The 18604-nt window shown below is 56.3% G+C and carries 16 protein-coding genes; 2 read left to right on the forward strand and 14 right to left on the reverse strand.

All coding sequences use genetic code 11. The features are described 5' to 3' along the window. Positions 1-52 precede the first annotated feature (52 nt). Complete coding sequence (locus EL386_RS14235; protein WP_126456888.1) at positions 53-865, forward strand: glycosyltransferase family 2 protein; 813 nt, start codon at positions 53-55, stop codon at positions 863-865. A 16-nt stretch (positions 866-881) separates the two neighbouring features. On the opposite strand, the gene EL386_RS14240 is transcribed toward EL386_RS14235, so the two are convergent. The 14 genes from EL386_RS14240 to glnE all read right to left on the reverse strand — a co-directional run bounded on the left by EL386_RS14240 (position 882) and on the right by glnE (position 16615). Further along, positions 882-1610, reverse strand: a complete 729-nt coding sequence (locus EL386_RS14240) for a class I SAM-dependent methyltransferase (RefSeq protein ID WP_126456889.1) — start codon at positions 1608-1610, stop codon at positions 882-884. Positions 1611-1641: 31 nt separating this feature from the next. After that, a complete protein-coding gene (locus EL386_RS14245; RefSeq protein ID WP_126456890.1) occupies positions 1642-2373 on the reverse strand; it encodes an FkbM family methyltransferase in 732 nt (243 codons plus the stop codon). Positions 2374-2386: 13 nt separating this feature from the next. After that, the gene (locus EL386_RS14250) at positions 2387-3364 is read right to left on the reverse strand and encodes a glycosyltransferase family 4 protein (RefSeq protein WP_126456891.1); all 978 of its coding nucleotides are present in this window, start codon (positions 3362-3364) and stop codon (positions 2387-2389) included. 10 nt (positions 3365-3374) lie between these two features. Further along, the gene (locus tag EL386_RS14255) at positions 3375-5105 is read right to left on the reverse strand and encodes a carbamoyltransferase family protein (protein WP_126456892.1); all 1731 of its coding nucleotides are present in this window, start codon (positions 5103-5105) and stop codon (positions 3375-3377) included. Between the two features lie 79 nt (positions 5106-5184). After that, a complete protein-coding gene (locus tag EL386_RS14260; RefSeq protein ID WP_126456893.1) occupies positions 5185-6642 on the reverse strand; it encodes a lipopolysaccharide kinase InaA family protein in 1458 nt (485 codons plus the stop codon). Further along, on the reverse strand, positions 6642-7424 hold the full coding sequence (locus EL386_RS14265; protein ID WP_126456894.1) for a lipopolysaccharide kinase InaA family protein: 783 nt from the start codon (positions 7422-7424) through the stop codon (positions 6642-6644). Before EL386_RS14265 ends, EL386_RS14260 begins: the two co-directional genes overlap by 1 nt. 6 nt (positions 7425-7430) lie before the next feature. Further along, complete coding sequence (locus EL386_RS14270; protein ID WP_126456895.1) at positions 7431-8111, reverse strand: class I SAM-dependent methyltransferase; 681 nt, start codon at positions 8109-8111, stop codon at positions 7431-7433. Next, the gene (gene rfaP / locus EL386_RS14275; RefSeq protein ID WP_126456896.1) at positions 8111-9004 is read right to left on the reverse strand and encodes a lipopolysaccharide core heptose(I) kinase RfaP; all 894 of its coding nucleotides are present in this window, start codon (positions 9002-9004) and stop codon (positions 8111-8113) included. The genes EL386_RS14270 and rfaP overlap by 1 nt, the downstream gene beginning before the upstream one ends. After that, positions 9001-10158: a glycosyltransferase family 4 protein gene (locus tag EL386_RS14280; protein ID WP_172597742.1), complete on the reverse strand. Its 1158-nt coding sequence runs from the start codon at positions 10156-10158 to the stop codon at positions 9001-9003. Before EL386_RS14280 ends, rfaP begins: the two co-directional genes overlap by 4 nt. An 8-nt stretch (positions 10159-10166) precedes the next feature. Then, the gene (locus EL386_RS14285) at positions 10167-11243 is read right to left on the reverse strand and encodes a glycosyltransferase family 9 protein (protein ID WP_197722109.1); all 1077 of its coding nucleotides are present in this window, start codon (positions 11241-11243) and stop codon (positions 10167-10169) included. Continuing rightward, positions 11240-12271 (reverse strand): lipopolysaccharide heptosyltransferase II, encoded by a 1032-nt coding sequence (waaF, locus tag EL386_RS14290; RefSeq protein WP_126456898.1) that lies wholly within the window; start codon positions 12269-12271, stop codon positions 11240-11242. The genes EL386_RS14285 and waaF overlap by 4 nt, the downstream gene beginning before the upstream one ends. 53 nt (positions 12272-12324) lie before the next feature. After that, entirely contained in the window at positions 12325-12525 is a 201-nt protein-coding gene (locus EL386_RS14295) for a zinc-finger domain-containing protein (RefSeq protein WP_126456899.1), read from the reverse strand. 76 nt (positions 12526-12601) lie between these two features. Further along, positions 12602-13516, reverse strand: coding sequence for a branched-chain amino acid transaminase (locus tag EL386_RS14300; protein ID WP_126457383.1), 915 nt, complete (start codon positions 13514-13516; stop codon positions 12602-12604). 189 nt (positions 13517-13705) lie between these two features. After that, positions 13706-16615 (reverse strand): bifunctional [glutamate--ammonia ligase]-adenylyl-L-tyrosine phosphorylase/[glutamate--ammonia-ligase] adenylyltransferase, encoded by a 2910-nt coding sequence (gene glnE / locus EL386_RS14305; protein ID WP_126456900.1) that lies wholly within the window; start codon positions 16613-16615, stop codon positions 13706-13708. Between the two features lie 131 nt (positions 16616-16746). Here glnE and EL386_RS14310 point away from each other — a divergent pair, with 131 nt between their 5' ends. Next, complete coding sequence (locus tag EL386_RS14310) at positions 16747-17943, forward strand: PilT/PilU family type 4a pilus ATPase (protein WP_126456901.1); 1197 nt, start codon at positions 16747-16749, stop codon at positions 17941-17943. Positions 17944-18604: the final 661 nt, after the last annotated feature.

The raw sequence follows: 18604 nt of genomic DNA on the forward strand, positions 1-18604 counted from the left end.
ACAAAATTTAAACGCTATAAGTCTTTTCTTACATTTAAGATAATATTCGAATATGTCCAAGCCCGAAGTCACCATCCTGCTACCGAATTACAAGACGCCGGAGATCACGAAGATCTGCCTGCGCCTGTTGCGCAAGTACACCGACACCTCGCGTATCCATGTCATTGCCATCGACAATGCCTCCGGTGATGCGTCGCTGGATTATTTACGCTCGCTGAGCTGGATCGAGTTGATTGAACGCCCCAACTATGAGGATGAAAGCGGTCCGCTGTCGCATTCACACGCCCTGGATGAGGCCATGGAGCGTGTGACCACGCCCTATGTACTCTCCATGCACACCGACACCTTTGTCCGCCGTCATGACTGGCTGGATTTCCTGCTCGCCCGGATCAAGGCCGATGACAACATTGCCGGGGTCGGCTCGTGGAAGCTTGAGGTCAAGCCGTGGATCAAGCGTGTGCTCAAGCGTATCGAATACAAGTGGCAGAGCTTCTACTTTCCGTTGGTCGGCAAAGGCTACGGCAAACTCGAGGGCAAGGGCGATAATTTTCTCTATCTGCGTAGCCACTGTGCCTTGTACCGCACCGACCTGATCCGCAAATATGGCCTGAAGTTCTCGCAGGAGAATGATACCGCCGGGCGTATCCTGCACAAAAAACTCGTTGAACACGGTCACGTCATGCAGTTCATCCCGTCCGAGGAACTCATCGACTACATGGTGCACCTGAATCACGCCACCATGTTATTGAATCCCGAGCTCGGCATCCGCAAACACAAGCGCGTCAAGGGATTAAAACGTATCAAGCAGGTCTTTGAAGAACTGGAGTGCGAAAAGGTCTTGCAGGACACAAGCCTTGATGCCTGAGGTAGTCACGAAGTGACTAGCGAATACCTTCGCTACCTACCCGTACCAGGCCAATACCAATCTTTTTGCCTGTACCCTCGGGGCCGATAAACTCAACGGTATCGTACTTTTCCTTCAGTTCCAGCCAAAACCGGTGCACATCAAGACCTGCGACCTCGGGTCGATCAACGATATCGTGAAAACCGATCAAGCCGCCTGGGCGTACCAGCGGCCCGTACATTTCGAAGTCCTGTTTAACACCTTCATAGGTGTGATCACCATCAATAAAGGCAAAGTCGATCTCATGGCCGGCAAACAATCTTTTAACTTCATCCAGCGTTTCCGGCTGGTGTGAATCAGTTCGCATCAGATGCATGATTTGTTGTTCACGGGCAAACTCGCTGTAAAAAGGCACACGACATGCCGGGTAAGCGCCACCAAAGTCTCCCCCAGGCAGATCGACACTAACCAGTGTCGCATCAGGTGCCGCCGCCTGCGTCCATAGATACAAGGTGCCGCCCCGCGCCGTACCTATTTCAAGTATGCGTTTTGCGTCCAGTTCACAGACTGCCTTGTAAAGCGATTCAATCTCGAACGGGTTCTGGCGCGGTTCAATGATTCGATAATAACCCTTGCCACGATAGGCAAACGGGATCGCAAAACGTGCTTCGCGTGAAATGAGTTTTCGCTCGAGATCTCGTAAGACTTTAATGCCATAACGGAAATGTCGGGCCGATAGCAGGCTGTAGAACCAATGTTTAAGCATAGCGTTAACTTTTTTACCTTATTAAATGCTGTTACAAACCCAGCCGTCCGGCATGCACAAAGATCGCATTCGACCACATCAACATGCCATTTTCGTCCGTCTTCGGTTTGTACAGATTATACAGCATGAACCCGGCCTCCCGCAGGCACAGGTCGATCTCACTATACAGTGCGCCACCCTCGTAAAGCGGGTTAAACAGTATCTCGGTATAAACCAGTAGCGTGGATTCGCGCAGGGTTTGCTGGGCACCGCGCAAGGCCGCGAGTTCGCCACCCTGGATATCGAATTTCATGACCTCGATGCCCGGGTTACCCTGCTGCGCACGCCAGTCATCAATGGCGACGACATCGACCGTCGCGGTTTCCTTGATAGCGGCCTCGTCCGGGTACATGGACTGCATGCGGGCACTGGGTTTGAATAAGGAGGTGCAGCCCGCCGACGCTGTGATCTGCAACTCAAGGCTACCCTGTCGTTCACCGAGGGCGAGAAATTGCGGGCGGATGCGCGAGTCCTGTTCGGCTAAGCTTGTTAGCTGCTCGCGGTACATGGGCTGTGGTTCAAAGGCATAGGCCCGGGCCGTTGGAAAGACCTTCAGAAATTTTCCCGTGATACGTCCTGTGCTCGCGCCCGCATCCAGGATACCGTTTACCTCTTTGCCCTTAAGCAAGCCGGCCATAACCTGGTAATGATCATCCAGGCTCACCAGGTTGCCCTTGTTCTTGAACGCAGTCTTACGCATCAGTGACCAGAGTAGTTTTGCCATGTTCCTTTCCCGTTTATTCTTTGCCGCGCAAGATAGTTACGATCTGTTCCAGCGTCTTGTGCATATCATGTTCGCGTAAAACAAACTCTCTGCCCGCCCTGCCCAGTCTTTCACGCTGTGCCTTGTCCGCCAGCAAGGTCTCGATGGCGCGACGCCAGTCAGAGTCTTGCTTCACCGGCAGGCTGTTCGAGGCATCGAGTATTTCCGCCGTTGCCCCACGCACCTGTGCCACCACCGGCAGACCGCAGGCCAGGTATTGCAGGGCCTTGATCGGTGACTTGCCGCGGGTAAAGGCATCGTCTTCGGGCAAGGGCAACAGGCCAATATCCAGCTGCTGCACAAAGGCCGCCTCGGTGCCCGGGGCAAACGGCGTGTAGGCAAACTCGCAATCCAATGTGGGCCGTACGCCACAATACACCGCCAGTCTTAATGACGGATTGGCCGCGAGTGTCTCGCATAATTGCGGGCCGATGTGTTCCAGGTTTTTCAGGGTCGCCGGTGATCCCGCCCAGCCCATGACAACCTCGGCGCGCGTTGTTCTTTCAGCCGGTTGCCACTGGCCGGTATCCAGTGCCATGTGGATGACCTGCACCCGCGCAGAAAACTGTCGCGCATAACCGGCCAGGTAATCATTCGCCGCCGTGACCACATCGGCCGCCGCCAGCCATTGCCTCAGGCGCGCCTTTACCCGCCAGACGGTAAACCAGGAGTGCGTACGCCCCGACCGGGTCCAGATCGCATCATCCATATCGAACACCAGGCGCTTGCTTGCTGCGATCACCTTCGCCGCCAGGCGTTTTTGCATCAGGCACTTCTGGTTAATGACCACGTCATAGTCGGCCAGGCGTTGCAGCATGGCCGCATCAATCGCATCGCGCCTGACATAATCCAGGCTGATGCCGTGCTCGGCCAGCATGGCCTCGTACTGCACGAACCGAAAACGGGTACTGGCCTTGTCTCGATCACGACTGATGATGACAAGCGCCTTCATTGAACTATGTTTAAACGCCGTGCTTGGTGATCATGATGTCTTCCATGATCAGGTATTCGAGGTCCGAGCCATAGAACATATCCAGCGCATCCTTCGGACTACAGACCATTGGTTCGCCACGACGGTTCAACGAGGTATTCAACACCACGCCGTTGCCGGTGCGTTTTTCCAGCTCTTCGATCAGCTGGTAGTAACGCGGGTTGGTTGCCTTCGTCACCACCTGCGCACGCGCCGTGCCGTCTTCATGCACAACCTCGGGGATGCGCGACTTCCATGATTCGGCGACATCAAAAGTAAAGGTCATATACGGTGACGGATGATCGGTTTGCAGGATCTCCGGCGCGACGCGGTCCAGCATACTTGGGCAGAACGGGCGCCAGCGTTCACGGTATTTGATCTGTGCGTTGATGCGGTCCGCTACACCCGGATGGCTCGGGTCACCAAGGATGCTGCGGTTGCCCAGTGCACGTGGACCAAACTCCATGCGCCCCTGGAACCAGGAAATAGGATTCCCCTCGGCCAGCAACTCGGCGGCTTTGGCCGGGGCATCCTCCAGCACGATGTATTCCGGTGCCTTTTCGTGTTGCCGGCAGGCCTCTATGCATTGCTCGTTGCTGTAGGACGGGCCAAGATAGGCGTGCTGCATCGGCTCGACCTGTTCGCCCATTTGTACGGCCACAAATGAGGCCGCACCGAGTGCGGTACCGGCATCGTTCGCGGCCGGTTGTACAAATAATTCTTTCACCCCATCCATGGCGATAATGCGCTGGTTGAGTTTTACATTTAGCGCCACACCACCGGCATAACAAACCTTGCCGGTCTCGCGGATGATGTCACCAACGTAGTAATCGATCAGCTTCAGCGCCACTTCTTCAAGCAGGGCCTGAATACTCGCCGCGTAATCAATATAGGGATCGTCGATCTCATCACCCTTGCGCATCGGCCCGAGCCAGTCGATCAGCTTCTGGGTGAAGAAATAACTCTTGCCATCATTCTTGTAACGACGCAGGCCAACCACGTTGGCGTAGTCGGTATTAATCTTGAAGTTCTTGCCATCGAAATCGATCAGGCGCGAGAAATCAAAACGCGTCGGGTCACCATACGGCGCCATGCCCATGACCTTGAACTCGCCGTCGAGCATCTCGAAACCCAGGTATTCGGTCAATGCACCGTACAGTCCGCCGAGTGAATCCGGGTCGTAGAATTCTTTTATCTTGTGGATCTTGCCGTTCTCGGCATAGCCGAACATGGTCGTCGCATACTCACCCTTGCCATCGATCGTGATGACAGCGGTCTTTTCCTTGAAGCCACTCAGGTGGTAGGCGCTACTGGCGTGGGTCATATGATGTTCGACCGGCATCAGGCGGACGTGACGCGGGTCAAGACCGATCTCGCGCATCATGTCATGCGCCATGCGCACGTTACGACGATAACGGCGGTTGCCATTGAAGATCGCGGTCAGGGCACGGTCCGGGGCATACCAGTGGCGCATGGCATAGTGCCAGCGCGCTGGGTTAAACAAACCAATTTTCGCATAGGGCATGGCGACAATATCGACCTCGTCCGGGCGAATGCCGGCCTGCTCGAGACAAAAGCGTGCCGCCTCGACGGGAAAACGGCCCTTGGCGTGCTTGTCGCGGATGAAGCGCTCTTCCTCAGCGGCGGCCACCAACTTGCCATCGATGAACAATGCCGCGGAGGCATCGTGGAATACTGCACCGGAAATACCGAGGATAATCATGTTAGTGCCTGTTCGTGCTGCAAAAAACGGTCAAACGAGACCGGCATAATACAGCAAAATGTCCTGATAATTGAGCCATTTATTCCGCCGGCAGGTCGGCCTGCAGGCCCGCCGCACTGAAAACCTCGCGGAACTGCTCGGCCACCTCGGGCAAGTCACCCCAGTTCTGGAAGAAACGCCGCAGATCGCGCCGAAAAGCGTACTCAAAACAGCTCTTATTCCTGTGCTGACGCAGGGCATCCAGGTCCAGCACGACTAACCGGCCATCACTGATCATAAAATTGGTCGCCTTCATGTCACCATGGCTAATCTGTTCCCGGCGCATAATGATTAGCATCTCCGCAAACTGGCTGGCTATCGAAAACTGTTCCGCCTGACTGACCGACGGCTCGCGAAAAAACTCGTGGGCACTTGGCCCTTCAACTGCCTGCATAATAAACCAGGCCGTCCCGCGCAGGGGGCCGAAGCGATTCTCGATCAGTGCCAACGGCTTGGCCGTGGCAATGCCGTGCATGAGCAGGCGATGTGCACTACGCCACGACCTCGAGGCGCGACTCGGACGAAATGCGCGACCCAGGCCATGCCAGATATTCTTGATGTTATAACGTTTACAAACCAGCTGTTGTTGCCCAATCCGGACCGATGTCACCGTACAGGTATTACCGGCCTTGAGTATGCTGCGGTGTGCCGTCACCGGCAGGATGTCCGGGTTGCTCACCAGTTCACGAAACAGGGCCTTATCTTCATGGCGGTCATAAACATGGAAGCGTCGCCAGGTTTTGTTGGCGACAAAGGCCGTGCAATGGCGGAAGACCTTATCGAGAAACTTGTTTTGCTTATAACGACGTTGTCGCCGGACTTCGACCAGCAGTTTGGCTTCATCATGGGGGTCCACCTGCCAACCCCGATGTTGACAATAGCGGGCATAAAACTCCGCCAACCACTGATCGTATTCCGGCCTGAGCAGGGCAAACAGGGCGGCAAGATTTTCCACTGACGCCTGTTTGTTCAATTCACCAGGGTTGATCTCAATATCAGCGGCATCCAGCGTATACAGTATTGAACCACTGTATAAAAAATTCCTCATGTGCAGGTCTTGTTGTCGCAAACCGGCGGCATGATGCGTTGCCAGCAGGTCTACCAGTTCTTCAAGCAACTGGTGACGACCCTCATCATCCTCACTTTCCCAGCGCTCACGACTGCTCTGCACCTGCTCGAGTGCGGCATAGACAAGCACATGGGCGGCAGGTTGTGTCAGACTTGTGCTCAAGAGTAATTTCGGCGCGGCAATCGCCTTCTCTTCCAACTTACCTATGCCGCGCTGCTCATTCTGCCATTCCCGTGTGGCTCGGGCCTCTTGCATAAACAATTTTATAAAGACGTCACGCTCACCCCATTTACCACGACAAACATAACGCCGCCCGGGCATCGCACGCACAACTTCGTCACAGGTGATATGACTCCCATCAGGCAGATCGATACCTAATGGCAGTATTGGGGTATAACCGGAATCCCACAATTGTGACGCTTCCTGCATCAGTGATTTTTATCCTCACGGGCTTTATAACGTTTTTTCCTGCGTTCAAGCAGCTGTGACCAAAGATTCCGCACAGCACTTGTTAAGCTTTCACTGTGCAGGTAGCTGTGTAAAAAGAACAAGCGGTCTGCTGACGACCAATTATGTGTGTGCCGATTAAGCGAATCCAGATCACGAACCATGGCCGTACGCTCAAACAAGCGTCGTTTGGTTTTTTCCAGGTCAATCAAGCGCGCCTCAAAACCAGCCCCTGTCTGTTTGACAAAAATATGTTTCGGGTACAGGCAATTATGCTGCAAATTCTTCGCATGCAAGCGCCGAACCAGGGTCGCAACGGCCTTGATAAGCTGACGACGCGCACTATGTTCAAGTTCACCCGTTGAGATTTCATCAAGTGGCGTGAAGCCGTCAAGTGATTCAGTCACTAACACTGCGCGTTGTGCACCATTTATTGTCCGTACTGCAAAATAAACAGGCTCCAGGGCAGCAACACCCGCCTCCTTTAGTCGCAGGATATTGTGCATTTCCCGAACAAATGTTGGTACCCCGCGCAATGGATGCAAGAGCGTTTTTGCAACATGATTTTCCTGGCGCTTGAGAAATACTACGCGTGTTGATCCATCTGTCGCCCTTAGTTCCAGCCGACTCACACCACTCCAGCCACCACGCCGGTAATTGGGTTCTTCAAACCAGTCGGCTTCACGTTGCCACCAGTCATCGAAACTCTTAAGGCCATTGTTTGCCAGAAATGCTTTCCAGTTATCCGCCTGATAGTCTTGCATTGTTTGTTATTTTTTCCGCAAGACATAGATACGCCACATGGCGTAATACTTTAAGAAATCGACGTGATCAACGATCTCAAAACCGGCCTCGCGCATTTCCGCTTCGATGCTCTCGCGTGGCTGCACGAAACGGTTTTGATACTTCTTGTGTCGACGATGCTGTTCTAGCCTGGCGCGCTTGCGCGCCTTGTAATTACCATCCACCCACAGTGATACGACTACGGTATCCGAGGTGACGCGGTGAAACTCGCGCAGCATCTTCATACGGTCTTCGCGTTCCCCGATATGGTGCAACAGGCGCATGCTAAATATGCATTCAACAAAGTTATCCGGCTTCGGGATATCAAAGGCCGAGGCCTGGAAGGTTTCAATCCGGCGGGTGATTTCCCGCGGGCGCTCTTCCAGAGCCACGTTGAGCATGCTCTGGTTGTAATCGGCGGCATACAGCTTGCGTCCTTCGTCTTCGGCCAGCATGGACCAGAAACGCCCGGTACCGGATGGCAGGTCCAGAACCGTCCTGGGATGACCCGCCAGCTTCAGGGCCTTGCGTGCGATGCTGATCTCGCGCTTGTTTGAAAGATTCCGCCAAAAGCCATCCATGTGCTTGTGAAAATAGGCGCGTGCATGTTCATCCGTGTACTTCTCGGAGAACTCCAGATTCGGCACGTCTTTATCAGTCTCGCTCATTACTTTGCCTCATTAATATTACTGTTTTGCTCATACCATGCCTGTAAACAAGCTGGTAACGGTGCGACCACACCTTTGTCTTTTTTATAGGTGCGCATAATACGCTGCAACACCCGTCGCCAGAAATCACGGCGGTCTATCATTGCCTCACGCCAGTGCTGCCCCGTATAGGCTTCAATGAAGCGGATCATATCACTTCGGTTAAGGGCAATGCCCTTGCTGTCGTACAGGGCCGAATACAGCAGTCCGGCGATATCCTTCACTGCCCAGCGCTCGGGCAGTTTTTTGTACTGCTCGACCCGGTGCAGGTCCATTAAATAGATATGCAGGTCGTCCACATTCGGCAGCGGCGCGGCCTTGCTCATATCGAGACGAAAGTGGCACAGGTAAAAATCGCGGTGGTTCATACCACTGCCGTGCAGGCGGCGGCCGATGTCACCGAGGCGACGGATAATCGCCCGCTTCAGGCGCAGGCGCTCGGCCCGGTTTGGCCACTGCCCCAGCTCCGGCAGCCAATGCTCGAGGTCGACCGTGTCATCCAGCGCATCGGTCATGATAAATGAGCGCTGCCGCGCCGGGTTCCAGCCCTGCTTGCCACAGGCCGCCAGGCGCATGGTCTCGATTCCGACCTCGGGCTGTTCAAAACGGCGGATCGCCCGCCATTCGTTTTCTGCGCCAAGCACCGGGCGTTTCAGCTGGAATAGATTTTTGACGATCTCACGCCAGCCGACCCCGAAGTGGGCCTTCATATAAAAGGCGTGGCCACCGCGCTCGAAGCGGTAGGTGCGGCGTGAGGCCACCTCCTGCTTGACGGTCTCGCCGTCGATGGCGAGGAACGCCTCGACCGTGCGTTCCGGGAACAGGGCCTTCAGGTCATCACGCAGGTAGGTCATGCCACCTCCCTATTACGGGCTGCGCGCGCGATAATGACATCGGCGGCGCGTTCGATGAGGCTGTACAAATCGGTCTGCTGACAATATTTCGGTCCGTTCGCGGCCCACTCCCCTAACTGCTCGCTGGCGATCATCTCACTTAACAGCCGGTTAAACTGTGACTGGCTGAACGGTTCTGGACATACCCTGCCGGCCCCGGCATCGCGCACGTGGTAGGCGAAGCCGCAATTATCGGTAACCAGGATCGGTAACGAACACAGCATGGCCTCGATCAGGATGGTACCGGTATTTTCGCTATAGGGCGGGTGCACAAGCAGATCGGCGGCATGATAGAACCGTACCAGGTCTTCGCGCGCACCGGTAAACACGACTCGGTCCATGATGCCGAGCTGCTCAGCCTGCCTGCGGTAGGGGCCCTGCTTGTCACCGCCAACGACGACAAAGCGGACCTGTTCACGCTGTTCAACGGGCAGGGCGGCGATCGCCGCCAGCGCCCGGTCCAGGCCCTTGGTCTTAAAGCGCGCCCCGACCAGTAACAACATCTTTTCATTCTGGGCGACACCGAGCTGGGCACGTAACAGGGCAATGTCTTCTGCCAACGGCACGTTTTCAAAACGTGCCTTGTTGATACCCGGCGGTAGCAGATGAAAACGCGCCGCCTCGGTGCCGTAATAATGCATAAAATATTGCTGCTCGTTGTGTGCGATCAACATCAACTCGGTGTCCAGGCCCTTTGCAAAAACAGCCGCCTCCTGGCGACGCAGACCACGGTAACGTGGCGTAAGGCGATACCACCACGGACGAGTCTGCCTGATGCGCTCGACGTAACAGGGGTCACCGGCATAATAGACATCCAGCCCGGGTATTTTGGTAAAACCGATGACGGCATCAAAGCCACCGTCACGTTTTATCTCTTCGGCCAGCCTGCGGGCGAGGCGGTCGTTACTACGGACATTGGTCAGGGCGCGCGTATCGAGCTCATGTACGTGAATGCTGTCATCACGCTCGCCGATCCAGCCACCGGTAAAGATATGTACCTCGTGACCACGGGACACGCATTCCTGCGCGATACGCAACAGACTGCGTTGCATGCCGCCGTATTCAAAAAACAGTGACACGGCAAAGGCCAGTTTGTAAGGTTTATCTCCGCTCATGCCAACATTCATAGCGCTGGCCCCTCAAGCACGGCACTGAGGCGTTCGAGGACCTCATCGACCGTGATCAATTGCATGGCGCGTGCATCGTGCACACGTGTACCCCACTTGACGGTTTGCGGGTCCTTGCCAAGGATCTCGCGCACGGCCTGATCATAATGGTCAATCACATACTCGCGTTGCCGGTACGGCCCCGACAACCATGACGGTGCCACGGCATACAGACCGACCACGGGGGTGCCCACGGCCACGGCCATGTGCACCGGGCCGGTGTCGGGTGCCAATAGACAATCGGCGGCCTCTAACAGCGCGGCCAGTTGCTTGGGATGGGTCTGGCCGGCGAGATTCTTTATCGGTATTACCAGCTGCCTTTCAATGGCCTGGATAAGCGCAGCCTCTTCAGGGTTCGCGCCCCCGGTGAGAATGATCTGCGCGCCCCTTGCCTGCAGCTGCGTGATCACCTCGGCATAACGCTCGGCCGGCCAGTTACGTTCGGCCTTGCTCGCCGCCGGGTTTACGATCACGACGCGCCCGGTGCCACCGGCCAGTTGCTGTCGCGCCCAGTCGCGCTCGGCATCGCCGATAGGCAGGCGCCAGTCGATGACGGTGTTTTCTATACCAAGGGTCTTCGCAAAGGCGAGGAAACTGTCCAGCAGGTGTTCATTAGCAAAGGGGATGGCGGCGTTGGTGAACCAGTCTTGCCGGTCGCGGGCACGCCGGGCATCAAAGCCGATCTTCAAGGGCGCCTGGATCAGCGGGTAGATCAGGTTGGCGCGCAAGGCGGCCTGCATGGCCAGTAACACATCAAAACGTTCGTGTTGGAGTCGCTTGCGCAGGGCCAGATAATCACCGGGCCCGCGCGGCTTGTCGATGACGATGAACTCTACGCCATCCAGGCCCTCGACTAAATTATACGCCGGGCGGGAAATGATCCAGGTGATCTGTGCCTGCGGCAGGGCCTGTTGCAGGGTGCGGATGACGGGCACGACCATGCAGATATCACCGAGTGCCGACAGGCGCAGCACGGCAATGCGCCGAATATTTTTTAACTCGATGGCCTTGTCGGGCTTCATACCGGCACTCATACCGCTGACTCAAGGGCGTCGATGACCCGTGCGGGGAGCAGGTCTTTCAGGCACTTCAGGTGGCCGAGCGGGCATTCGCGCTTGAAACATGGGCTGCAATCCAGCCCCAGGCGCAATACTCTTGCCTGGGCATTCAGGGGTGGGGTGAAACCCGGATCGGAGGAACCGTATATCGCCACCAGTGAACGACCCAGGCTGGCCGCCACATGCATGAGACCGGAATCGTTACTCACCACGTGCGTCGCCAGTGACATGAGGTCTATCGCCTCACCCAGCGAGGTGCGTCCGGCAAGATCCACGCAACGGTTTTCTGTTAGCATATTGATCGCCGTCGTCACCGGCTCATCTTTATTCGAACCAAATAACCACACCTGCCCACCCTTATCTAACCAGTAGCGTGCGACCTCGGCATAATATTCTTCCGGCCAGCGCTTGGCCGGGCCGTACTCGGCCCCGGGGCAAAGGACCAGGATCGCTTCCGCGTTGTTTAAACCATGTTTATTTAACGCGGTCTCAACACCTTCATCAGAAATGGACAAGACCGGTGTTGGTATCGGCGGCGGTTGCGGGGCATCGGCGGCATAGGCGGCATAGGCGAGCGCACAAAAGCGCTGCACCGTCATGCTAAGCACTGTCTTATCCAGCTTGCGTGCGTCATTGAGCAGGCCGTAACGAAATTCACCAACATAACCGGTGCGCGTTGGCGCACCGGTAAAGAATGGCACCAGTGCCGACTTCCACGAGTTCGGCAGGACGATGACTTGTGAATAATTGTTTGCACGCAGCGCCACGCCCAGGCGACGGCGTTTGCCAAAACCAAACTCACCATGACCGAGTGGCATGTCGATCGCCGCATTCACCTCGGACATGCGTTCCAGCAAGGGCCGTGACCAGGCCGGCGCGAGCACATCAATCAGGCAATCGGGCTGCTGTTGCTTGAGGGTAATGAACAGGCTTTGTGCCATAACCATGTCGCCGACCCAGGATGGGCCAACAACGAGAATATTTGATGCAGGTATAGCAGACATGATGCGGCTAATCGTCAGACCCCGCGTGTGCCACGGCGTAGAACGTGAATAGTTTATTTATCCTTGAGGATGTATTCGGCGCCACAGTAAGGGCACTTGGCCTTTCCGGTTTCCTCAATCGGCAGGAATACGCGCGGATGGGAGTTCCATAAGGACTGGTTTGGCATCGGACAGTGCAGGGGCAACTCACCGCGCGTGATCTCATAGTGAGTGTGTACCTTACTCGCGTTCAAACTCTTTTGCGCCTCAGCCATGTTCTCTCCTCCGGAACTCGATTTATTTTATTTTAATAAATTCTTTATCCCCCTCCCTCGATGGGAGGGGATTAAATTAAACCGTTGTCAGCCAGTCCTGATGTTCTTTACGGCGCCCGTGCACGTAGTCGAAATACAGCGACTGCAGACGTTCGGTTACCGGCCCACGTGAACCCTCACCGATAGGGCGACCATCGAGTTCACGAATCGGCGTCACCTCGGCGGCGGTGCCGGTGAAGAAGGCCTCGTCGGCGACATAGACCTCATCACGGGTGATGCGTTTTTCGCGCACCTCGTAACCGCACTCATTGGCGATCTGCACGATGGTCTCGCGCGTGATGCCTTCCAGCGCCGAAGTCAGCTCCGGGGTATAGATAACGCCATTGCGCAGCATGAAAAAGTTTTCACCACTGCCCTCGGCAACAAAACCATCGACATCGAGTAACAGCGCCTCGTCACAACCACAGGCCAGGGCCTCCTGCAGGGCAAGCATGGAGTTGATGTAATTACCATTCGCCTTGGCCTTGCACATGGCGATGTTGACGTGGTGACGGGTATAAGAGGACGTACGAACCTTGATGCCATTCTTCATGTTATCGGCACCGAGATAAGAACCCCACTCCCAGGCCGCGACCATGACGTGCGTCTTCAGGTTATCGGCGCGCAGGCCCATGCCCTCGGAACCATAAAAACACATCGGCCGAATGTAGGCCGACTCGAGATTGTTTTCACGCACCGCGGCGCGGGTCGCCTCGTTGACCGTGACCTTGTCGAACGGCATCGGCATGTTCAGGATCTTCGCCGAACGAAACAGGCGATCGGTATGTTCCTGCATGCGGAAGATCGCCGTGCCCTGCTCGGCCTTGTAGGCACGCACGCCTTCAAACACCCCCAGGCCATAGTGCAACGTGTGCGTCAGTACATGAACGGTGGCCTCGCGCCATGGCACCATCTCGCCGTCCAGCCAGATGAGGCCGTCACGATCTGCCATGGTAGGTGTTAAAGTAGTCACGTCTCTCTTCCTATTTAAAGGCACCCGTATAAATTGCTCCAGCACTTTCTGAGGGTGTCAAAAATCTGCTCAAAATGCTCATTTACTATTTGTAAACTCCGCTTTTTCGCAGATGTTTTCCTACTCAGAAAGCACTATCCCTAATTTATACAGGCACCTATTTTAAGTTTAACTGCCCAGCCAGGCCTGCCAGAGCCGCTGGACGGTTTGCCGCTCCGCCACGAACCGGTCTGCCGGGACGCGCGCGGGCTGGGCCTGCAGCTTCAAACGGTGGACCTCGGCGCGGTAGGCGCGATAGGCATCGGCCAATGCCGCCCCGTCCGCCTCGGCTAATAAGCCGGTGGCGACCAGTGTCTCAAGCAAGCGGATATTGTCCGTCCATTCGAGCAATTGCGGGTGGCTAACCGACCACTGCAGGACTGCGTATTGAACCATAAACTCAATATCGACGATACCACCGAGGTCCTGCTTGAGGTCAAATTCTTCACGATTTTTACTGCCCAGCTCGCTGCGCATACGGGCACGCATCTCGACCACCTCGCGCACCAGTTCTGCGGTCTCGCGTGGCCGGGCAAGCACCTCTCGACGCACCGCGGCAAAACCCTCGCCGAGGCGTTCATCACCGGCGACCTTACGTGCCCGCACCAGGGCCTGATGCTCCCAGGTCCAGGCCTCTGCCTGCTGGTAGGTACGGAAGGCCTCGAGGTCGGAGACCAACAGACCGGAGGCACCGCTCGGGCGCAGGCGCAGGTCGACCTCATACAGGATCCCGGCCGTGGTCTGGGTGTTCAAGAGGTGGGTCATGCGCTGCGCGAGGCGGGCGAAAAATACTGTAGAATCAATTGGTTGCTTTCCATCCGTAACGGTCTCGGCGACCCCGGCATGGAGGAACACAATATCGAGGTCGGAGCCGTAACCCAGCTCGATGCCGCCGAGCTTGCCGTAGGCGAGCACGGCAAAGCCCGGGTCACAGGGCTTGCCGTCAAACAGCGACGGCGGGCGACCGTGCCGCCGGACCATATGCTGCCAGGCCAGGTCCAGCACGCGCTGCAGACAGACCTCGGCGATCTCGGTGAGGTGGTCACTGACCTGCATCAGGGGCATATCGGCGGTGACATCGGCGGCGGCAACACGCAGCACGTTGGCCTGCTTGAACTGGCGCAGGATATCCATGTGCCGCTCCAGGTCCGCCTCGTCGACGCCCTGGAAGCGCATATCCAGCTCGGCCTGCAATTGCTCGCGTTTCGGTAACTGGTAAAGACTGCGCACATCGATGAGCTCGTCGAGCAACAGCGGGTAATTGCTCAGTTGCTCGGTGATCCAGGGGCTGGCCGCGCACAGGCGCACCAGTTGTGAGAGGGCAATGGGGTTTTCAACCAGCAAAGACAGATACGCGGTACGCCGCGCAATTTGCTCAATCAGGCCCAGTACGCGGATCAGGGCCATGTCGGCCTCTGCCCCCGCTGAGCCTGTGGTCCCGGCCGCACCGAGCAATAGGGGCATGAGCCGATCCATACGCTGGCGGCCCTGCGCGCTCAGGGCGCGGCAGGCGTAGCTGTCGCGTAACTCGCCCAGCCGACGTAATATCTCGCCGACATCCTGGTAACCGGCCTGGTGCAAAATCTGCTCGGCCCGCGCCGTATCAAGGCTATTCTGCCAGACGGCCTGCAGGTCGGTATGGCCACTGGCCTCGGTCTGTGTCTCGCCCTGCGGCGCGGCAAATACCTGGCGGAAATGCGAGTCGACCTGCCTGCGATAGGCCGCCAGCCTGGTACTAAAGACCTGCCAGTCGGCACAGTCCATGGCCAGGGCGAGACGCGCCTGGCCGGCGGCGTCAGACGGCAGCTTATGGGTTTGCTCATCACGCCACATCTGCAGGCGGTGTTCGGTATTTCGCAGGAAGATATAGGCCTCGCGCAACGCGGTAACAACATAGCCCGGTAACATCCCCTCTTCTTCGAGGACCTGTAAAATCTTTAAAATCGGCCGCTGCCGCAGGGACTCATAGCGGCCGCCATGGATGAGCTGAAAGGCCTGGCCGATGAACTCGACCTCACGGATCCCACCCGCACCGAGTTTGACATTGTTCGCCATGCCCTTGCGCGCCACCTGCCGCTCAATCATCTGCTTCATCTCGCGCAGTGACTCGAAGACACCGAAATCGATATAGCGCCGATAGACAAACGGCCGCAGGGTCTCGAGGAGTTGCGCGCCCTGCCTGCGATCACCGGCCACCACGCGGGCCTTGATCATGGCATAACGTTCCCACTCACGACCGTGGGTCTGGTAATACTCCTCGAAGGCATCAAAACTCATCGCCAATGGCCCGCTCTCGCCAAACGGACGCAGGCGCATGTCGACGCGGAAGACGAAACCCTCGGCAGTGGCGGCATCCAGGGCATTGATCAAACGACGGCCGAGGCGAGTGAAATACTCGCTGTTGTCCAGCTGCACGCGCCCACCGCGCGTCGTACCCTCTTCCGGGTAGGCAAGGATAAGGTCGATATCCGAGGAATAATTCAGTTCCCTGGCGCCGAGCTTGCCCATGCCCACGACCACCAGCGACTGGTCTCGGCCCTCGGCATCACAAGGCCGGCCGAGTTCCTTCTGTTGCCAGCGTGACAGCATGCCGAGCGCCGTTTCCAGGCAGGCCTCGGCCAGCCAGCTCAATTCATGGGTGGTTTGTCGCAGGTCATTCCAGTGCAGCAGGTCGCGGAAACTAATACGCAGCATCTCGCGTTGCCGGTATTCGCGCAGTACCTGCTGTAAGGCCGCCTCGTTGCCGACATCGAGCACGCGGTGTGCGAGTGTCTGCAGTTGCTCGCCATAGCGGTAGGCACGAAACAGGTCACCACTGCGACACAGGTCAGCAAACAAATGGGGTTCTCGCGCGCAGAGGCCGGCAGCAAACTCGCTTAAGGCGAACACCTTAATCAGGCCGCGATGCAAACCCGGCTCAAGGGGAGGGGCCAATCCTGCTTCATGGAGGGCCTGCTGATAGCGTTCCCAGGCCTGGCCTGCTGATGGCTGTAATATTTCAGGCAGGTCAGCAAATAACGCTGTTTGTTCGTCACTCATGCCGCAAGCTTAAGAGCCTTGCCCCGTCCATGACAAGCGCTTTACACATTTAGACCTAAAGTCCTGTGCCTGCAGGCCGCAATAAATAGGGAATAAACCTACTCAAGCAGATATTCAGCAGGAGACCTTGCATGGAGTTTAAGGACTATTTGAAGATCATGGTCATGAAGGATGCCTCGGACCTGTACCTGGCCGCCGGTGCCCCGCCTTCGGCCAAATTCCATGGCTCACTCAAGGCCATGGAGCAAAAGACCCTGACCGGCCAGGATGTCAAAGACATTGCCTATGCGATCATGGATGAAGGCCAGATCGCCGAATTTGAGGCCAAGCCGGAGATGAACCTGGCCCTGTCACTATCCGGAGTCGGCCGTTTTCGCGTCAATATCTTCAAACAGCGCAATAACCTGTCGATGGTGATCCGCAACATCAAGACCGATATCCCGCACTTTGAAGACCTCGGCCTGCCGCCGATCATGAAAAAGATCATCATGACCAAACGTGGCTTGGTGTTGTTTGTCGGTGCCACGGGTTCCGGTAAATCGACCTCGCTAGCCTCGCTCATTGATCACCGCAACACCAACAGCGCCGGGCACATCATTACCATCGAAGACCCGATCGAATTTGTGCACCAGCATAAAAAGAGCATCGTCAACCAGCGTGAGGTCGGTGTCGATACCGACAGTTATGCCGACGCACTGAAAAACACCCTGCGCCAGGCCCCGGATGTGATCCTGATTGGTGAGATCCGTGACCGCGAGACCATGGAACACGCACTGGCCTTCGCCGAAACCGGCCACCTCGCCATCTCGACCCTGCACGCCAACAATGCCAACCAGGCACTCGATCGTATTATCAATTTCTTCCCGGAAGAGCGTCGTAACCAGTTACTCAATGACCTGTCCATGAACCTGCAGGCCTTTATCTCACAGCGCCTGATCCCGACCGTGGATGGCAAGCGCTGTGCCGCCATCGAGATCCTGCTCGGTACACCGCTGGTACGCGACACCATCAAGCGTGGTGAGATCGGCGAACTTAAGGAGATCATGAGCAAGTCCGCCAACATCGGCATGCAGACCTTCGACCACGCCCTCTATGAACTGTTCAAGACCGGCAAGATTAGTGAGGAAGAGGCCCTGCGCAATGCCGACTCTGCCAACAACCTGCGTCTGCGCATCAACCTTGCGGATGAACAGCGTGATGATAACGCGGCCGGTGCCGGCCTGAGTCTGGTCGATGACGAACCTGGAGAAGAAGAGGCACCAGCCACTGGCGGACCGGCTAGCTTTAGCCTTGAGGATATACCCAGCGATGAAGAAACTACTAGCTAGGCCTGCCTGCTTTTAATAGTTCAATAGCTCAAAGAACCCTGCAGGTTACACCATAGAACCTGTTCAGGTTCGTTATGAGTACCCCACCCGTACCGAATCGGGGTAACCTCAACCTTCTCCGATGTCTGCGGAGCTTACGATTTCTACGTATTTGCAAGCTTCCTAGGTTGTCAAATTCACCACTCATAGATGCCCTGACGCTGGAAGCGTAGGGTACTCATGATGGAGCTTGAAAAGCTCCTATGAGCCACTACGGGTCCATCATGCTGTCTCATAGAATGCTTGCAGCATTCATTATGAGTACCCCACCCATACCAGGTCGGGGCAACCTCAACCATCTCCGATTTATCTGTGCTTAGTTGAGTTCTTACGTTTATGTGAGCTTCTTAGGTATCTTATTTAACCACTCATAGATGCCCCGACGCTGGAAGCGTAGGGTACTCATGATGGAGCTTGAAAAGCTCCTATGAGCCACTACGGGTCCATCATGCTGTCTCATAGAATGCTTGCAGCATTCATTATGAGTACCCCACCCATACCGGGTCGGGGCAACCTCAACCATTTCCAATGGGTCAGGGCAAAAAAAGCCCCGTCATTGCTGACGGGGCTTTTATCATTTAGCTCGCGCATAGATACCTACGGCATCATCATGCTGTCTCAC

The organism is Sulfuriflexus mobilis (genome assembly GCF_003967195.1).
Lineage (GTDB): Bacteria > Pseudomonadota > Gammaproteobacteria > AKS1 > AKS1 > Sulfuriflexus > Sulfuriflexus mobilis.

Coding starts and splice junctions, on each gene's coding strand:
- EL386_RS14265 (WP_126456894.1), bottom strand. CDS start 7,424: ATGCAAGACTATCAGGCGGATAACTGGAAAGCATTTCTGGCAAACAAT.
- glnE (WP_126456900.1), bottom strand. CDS start 16,615: ATGAGTGACGAACAAACAGCGTTATTTGCTGACCTGCCTGAAATATTA.
- EL386_RS14250 (WP_126456891.1), bottom strand. CDS start 3,364: ATGAAGGCGCTTGTCATCATCAGTCGTGATCGAGACAAGGCCAGTACC.
- rfaP (WP_126456896.1), bottom strand. CDS start 9,004: ATGACCTACCTGCGTGATGACCTGAAGGCCCTGTTCCCGGAACGCACG.
- EL386_RS14295 (WP_126456899.1), bottom strand. CDS start 12,525: ATGGCTGAGGCGCAAAAGAGTTTGAACGCGAGTAAGGTACACACTCAC.
- EL386_RS14260 (WP_126456893.1), bottom strand. CDS start 6,642: ATGCAGGAAGCGTCACAATTGTGGGATTCCGGTTATACCCCAATACTG.
- EL386_RS14310 (WP_126456901.1), top strand. CDS start 16,747: ATGGAGTTTAAGGACTATTTGAAGATCATGGTCATGAAGGATGCCTCG.
- EL386_RS14245 (WP_126456890.1), bottom strand. CDS start 2,373: ATGGCAAAACTACTCTGGTCACTGATGCGTAAGACTGCGTTCAAGAAC.
- EL386_RS14240 (WP_126456889.1), bottom strand. CDS start 1,610: ATGCTTAAACATTGGTTCTACAGCCTGCTATCGGCCCGACATTTCCGT.
- EL386_RS14285 (WP_197722109.1), bottom strand. CDS start 11,243: ATGAGTGCCGGTATGAAGCCCGACAAGGCCATCGAGTTAAAAAATATT.
- EL386_RS14270 (WP_126456895.1), bottom strand. CDS start 8,111: ATGAGCGAGACTGATAAAGACGTGCCGAATCTGGAGTTCTCCGAGAAG.
- EL386_RS14300 (WP_126457383.1), bottom strand. CDS start 13,516: ATGGCAGATCGTGACGGCCTCATCTGGCTGGACGGCGAGATGGTGCCA.
- EL386_RS14255 (WP_126456892.1), bottom strand. CDS start 5,105: ATGATTATCCTCGGTATTTCCGGTGCAGTATTCCACGATGCCTCCGCG.
- EL386_RS14280 (WP_172597742.1), bottom strand. CDS start 10,158: ATGAGCGGAGATAAACCTTACAAACTGGCCTTTGCCGTGTCACTGTTT.
- waaF (WP_126456898.1), bottom strand. CDS start 12,271: ATGTCTGCTATACCTGCATCAAATATTCTCGTTGTTGGCCCATCCTGG.
- EL386_RS14235 (WP_126456888.1), top strand. CDS start 53: ATGTCCAAGCCCGAAGTCACCATCCTGCTACCGAATTACAAGACGCCG.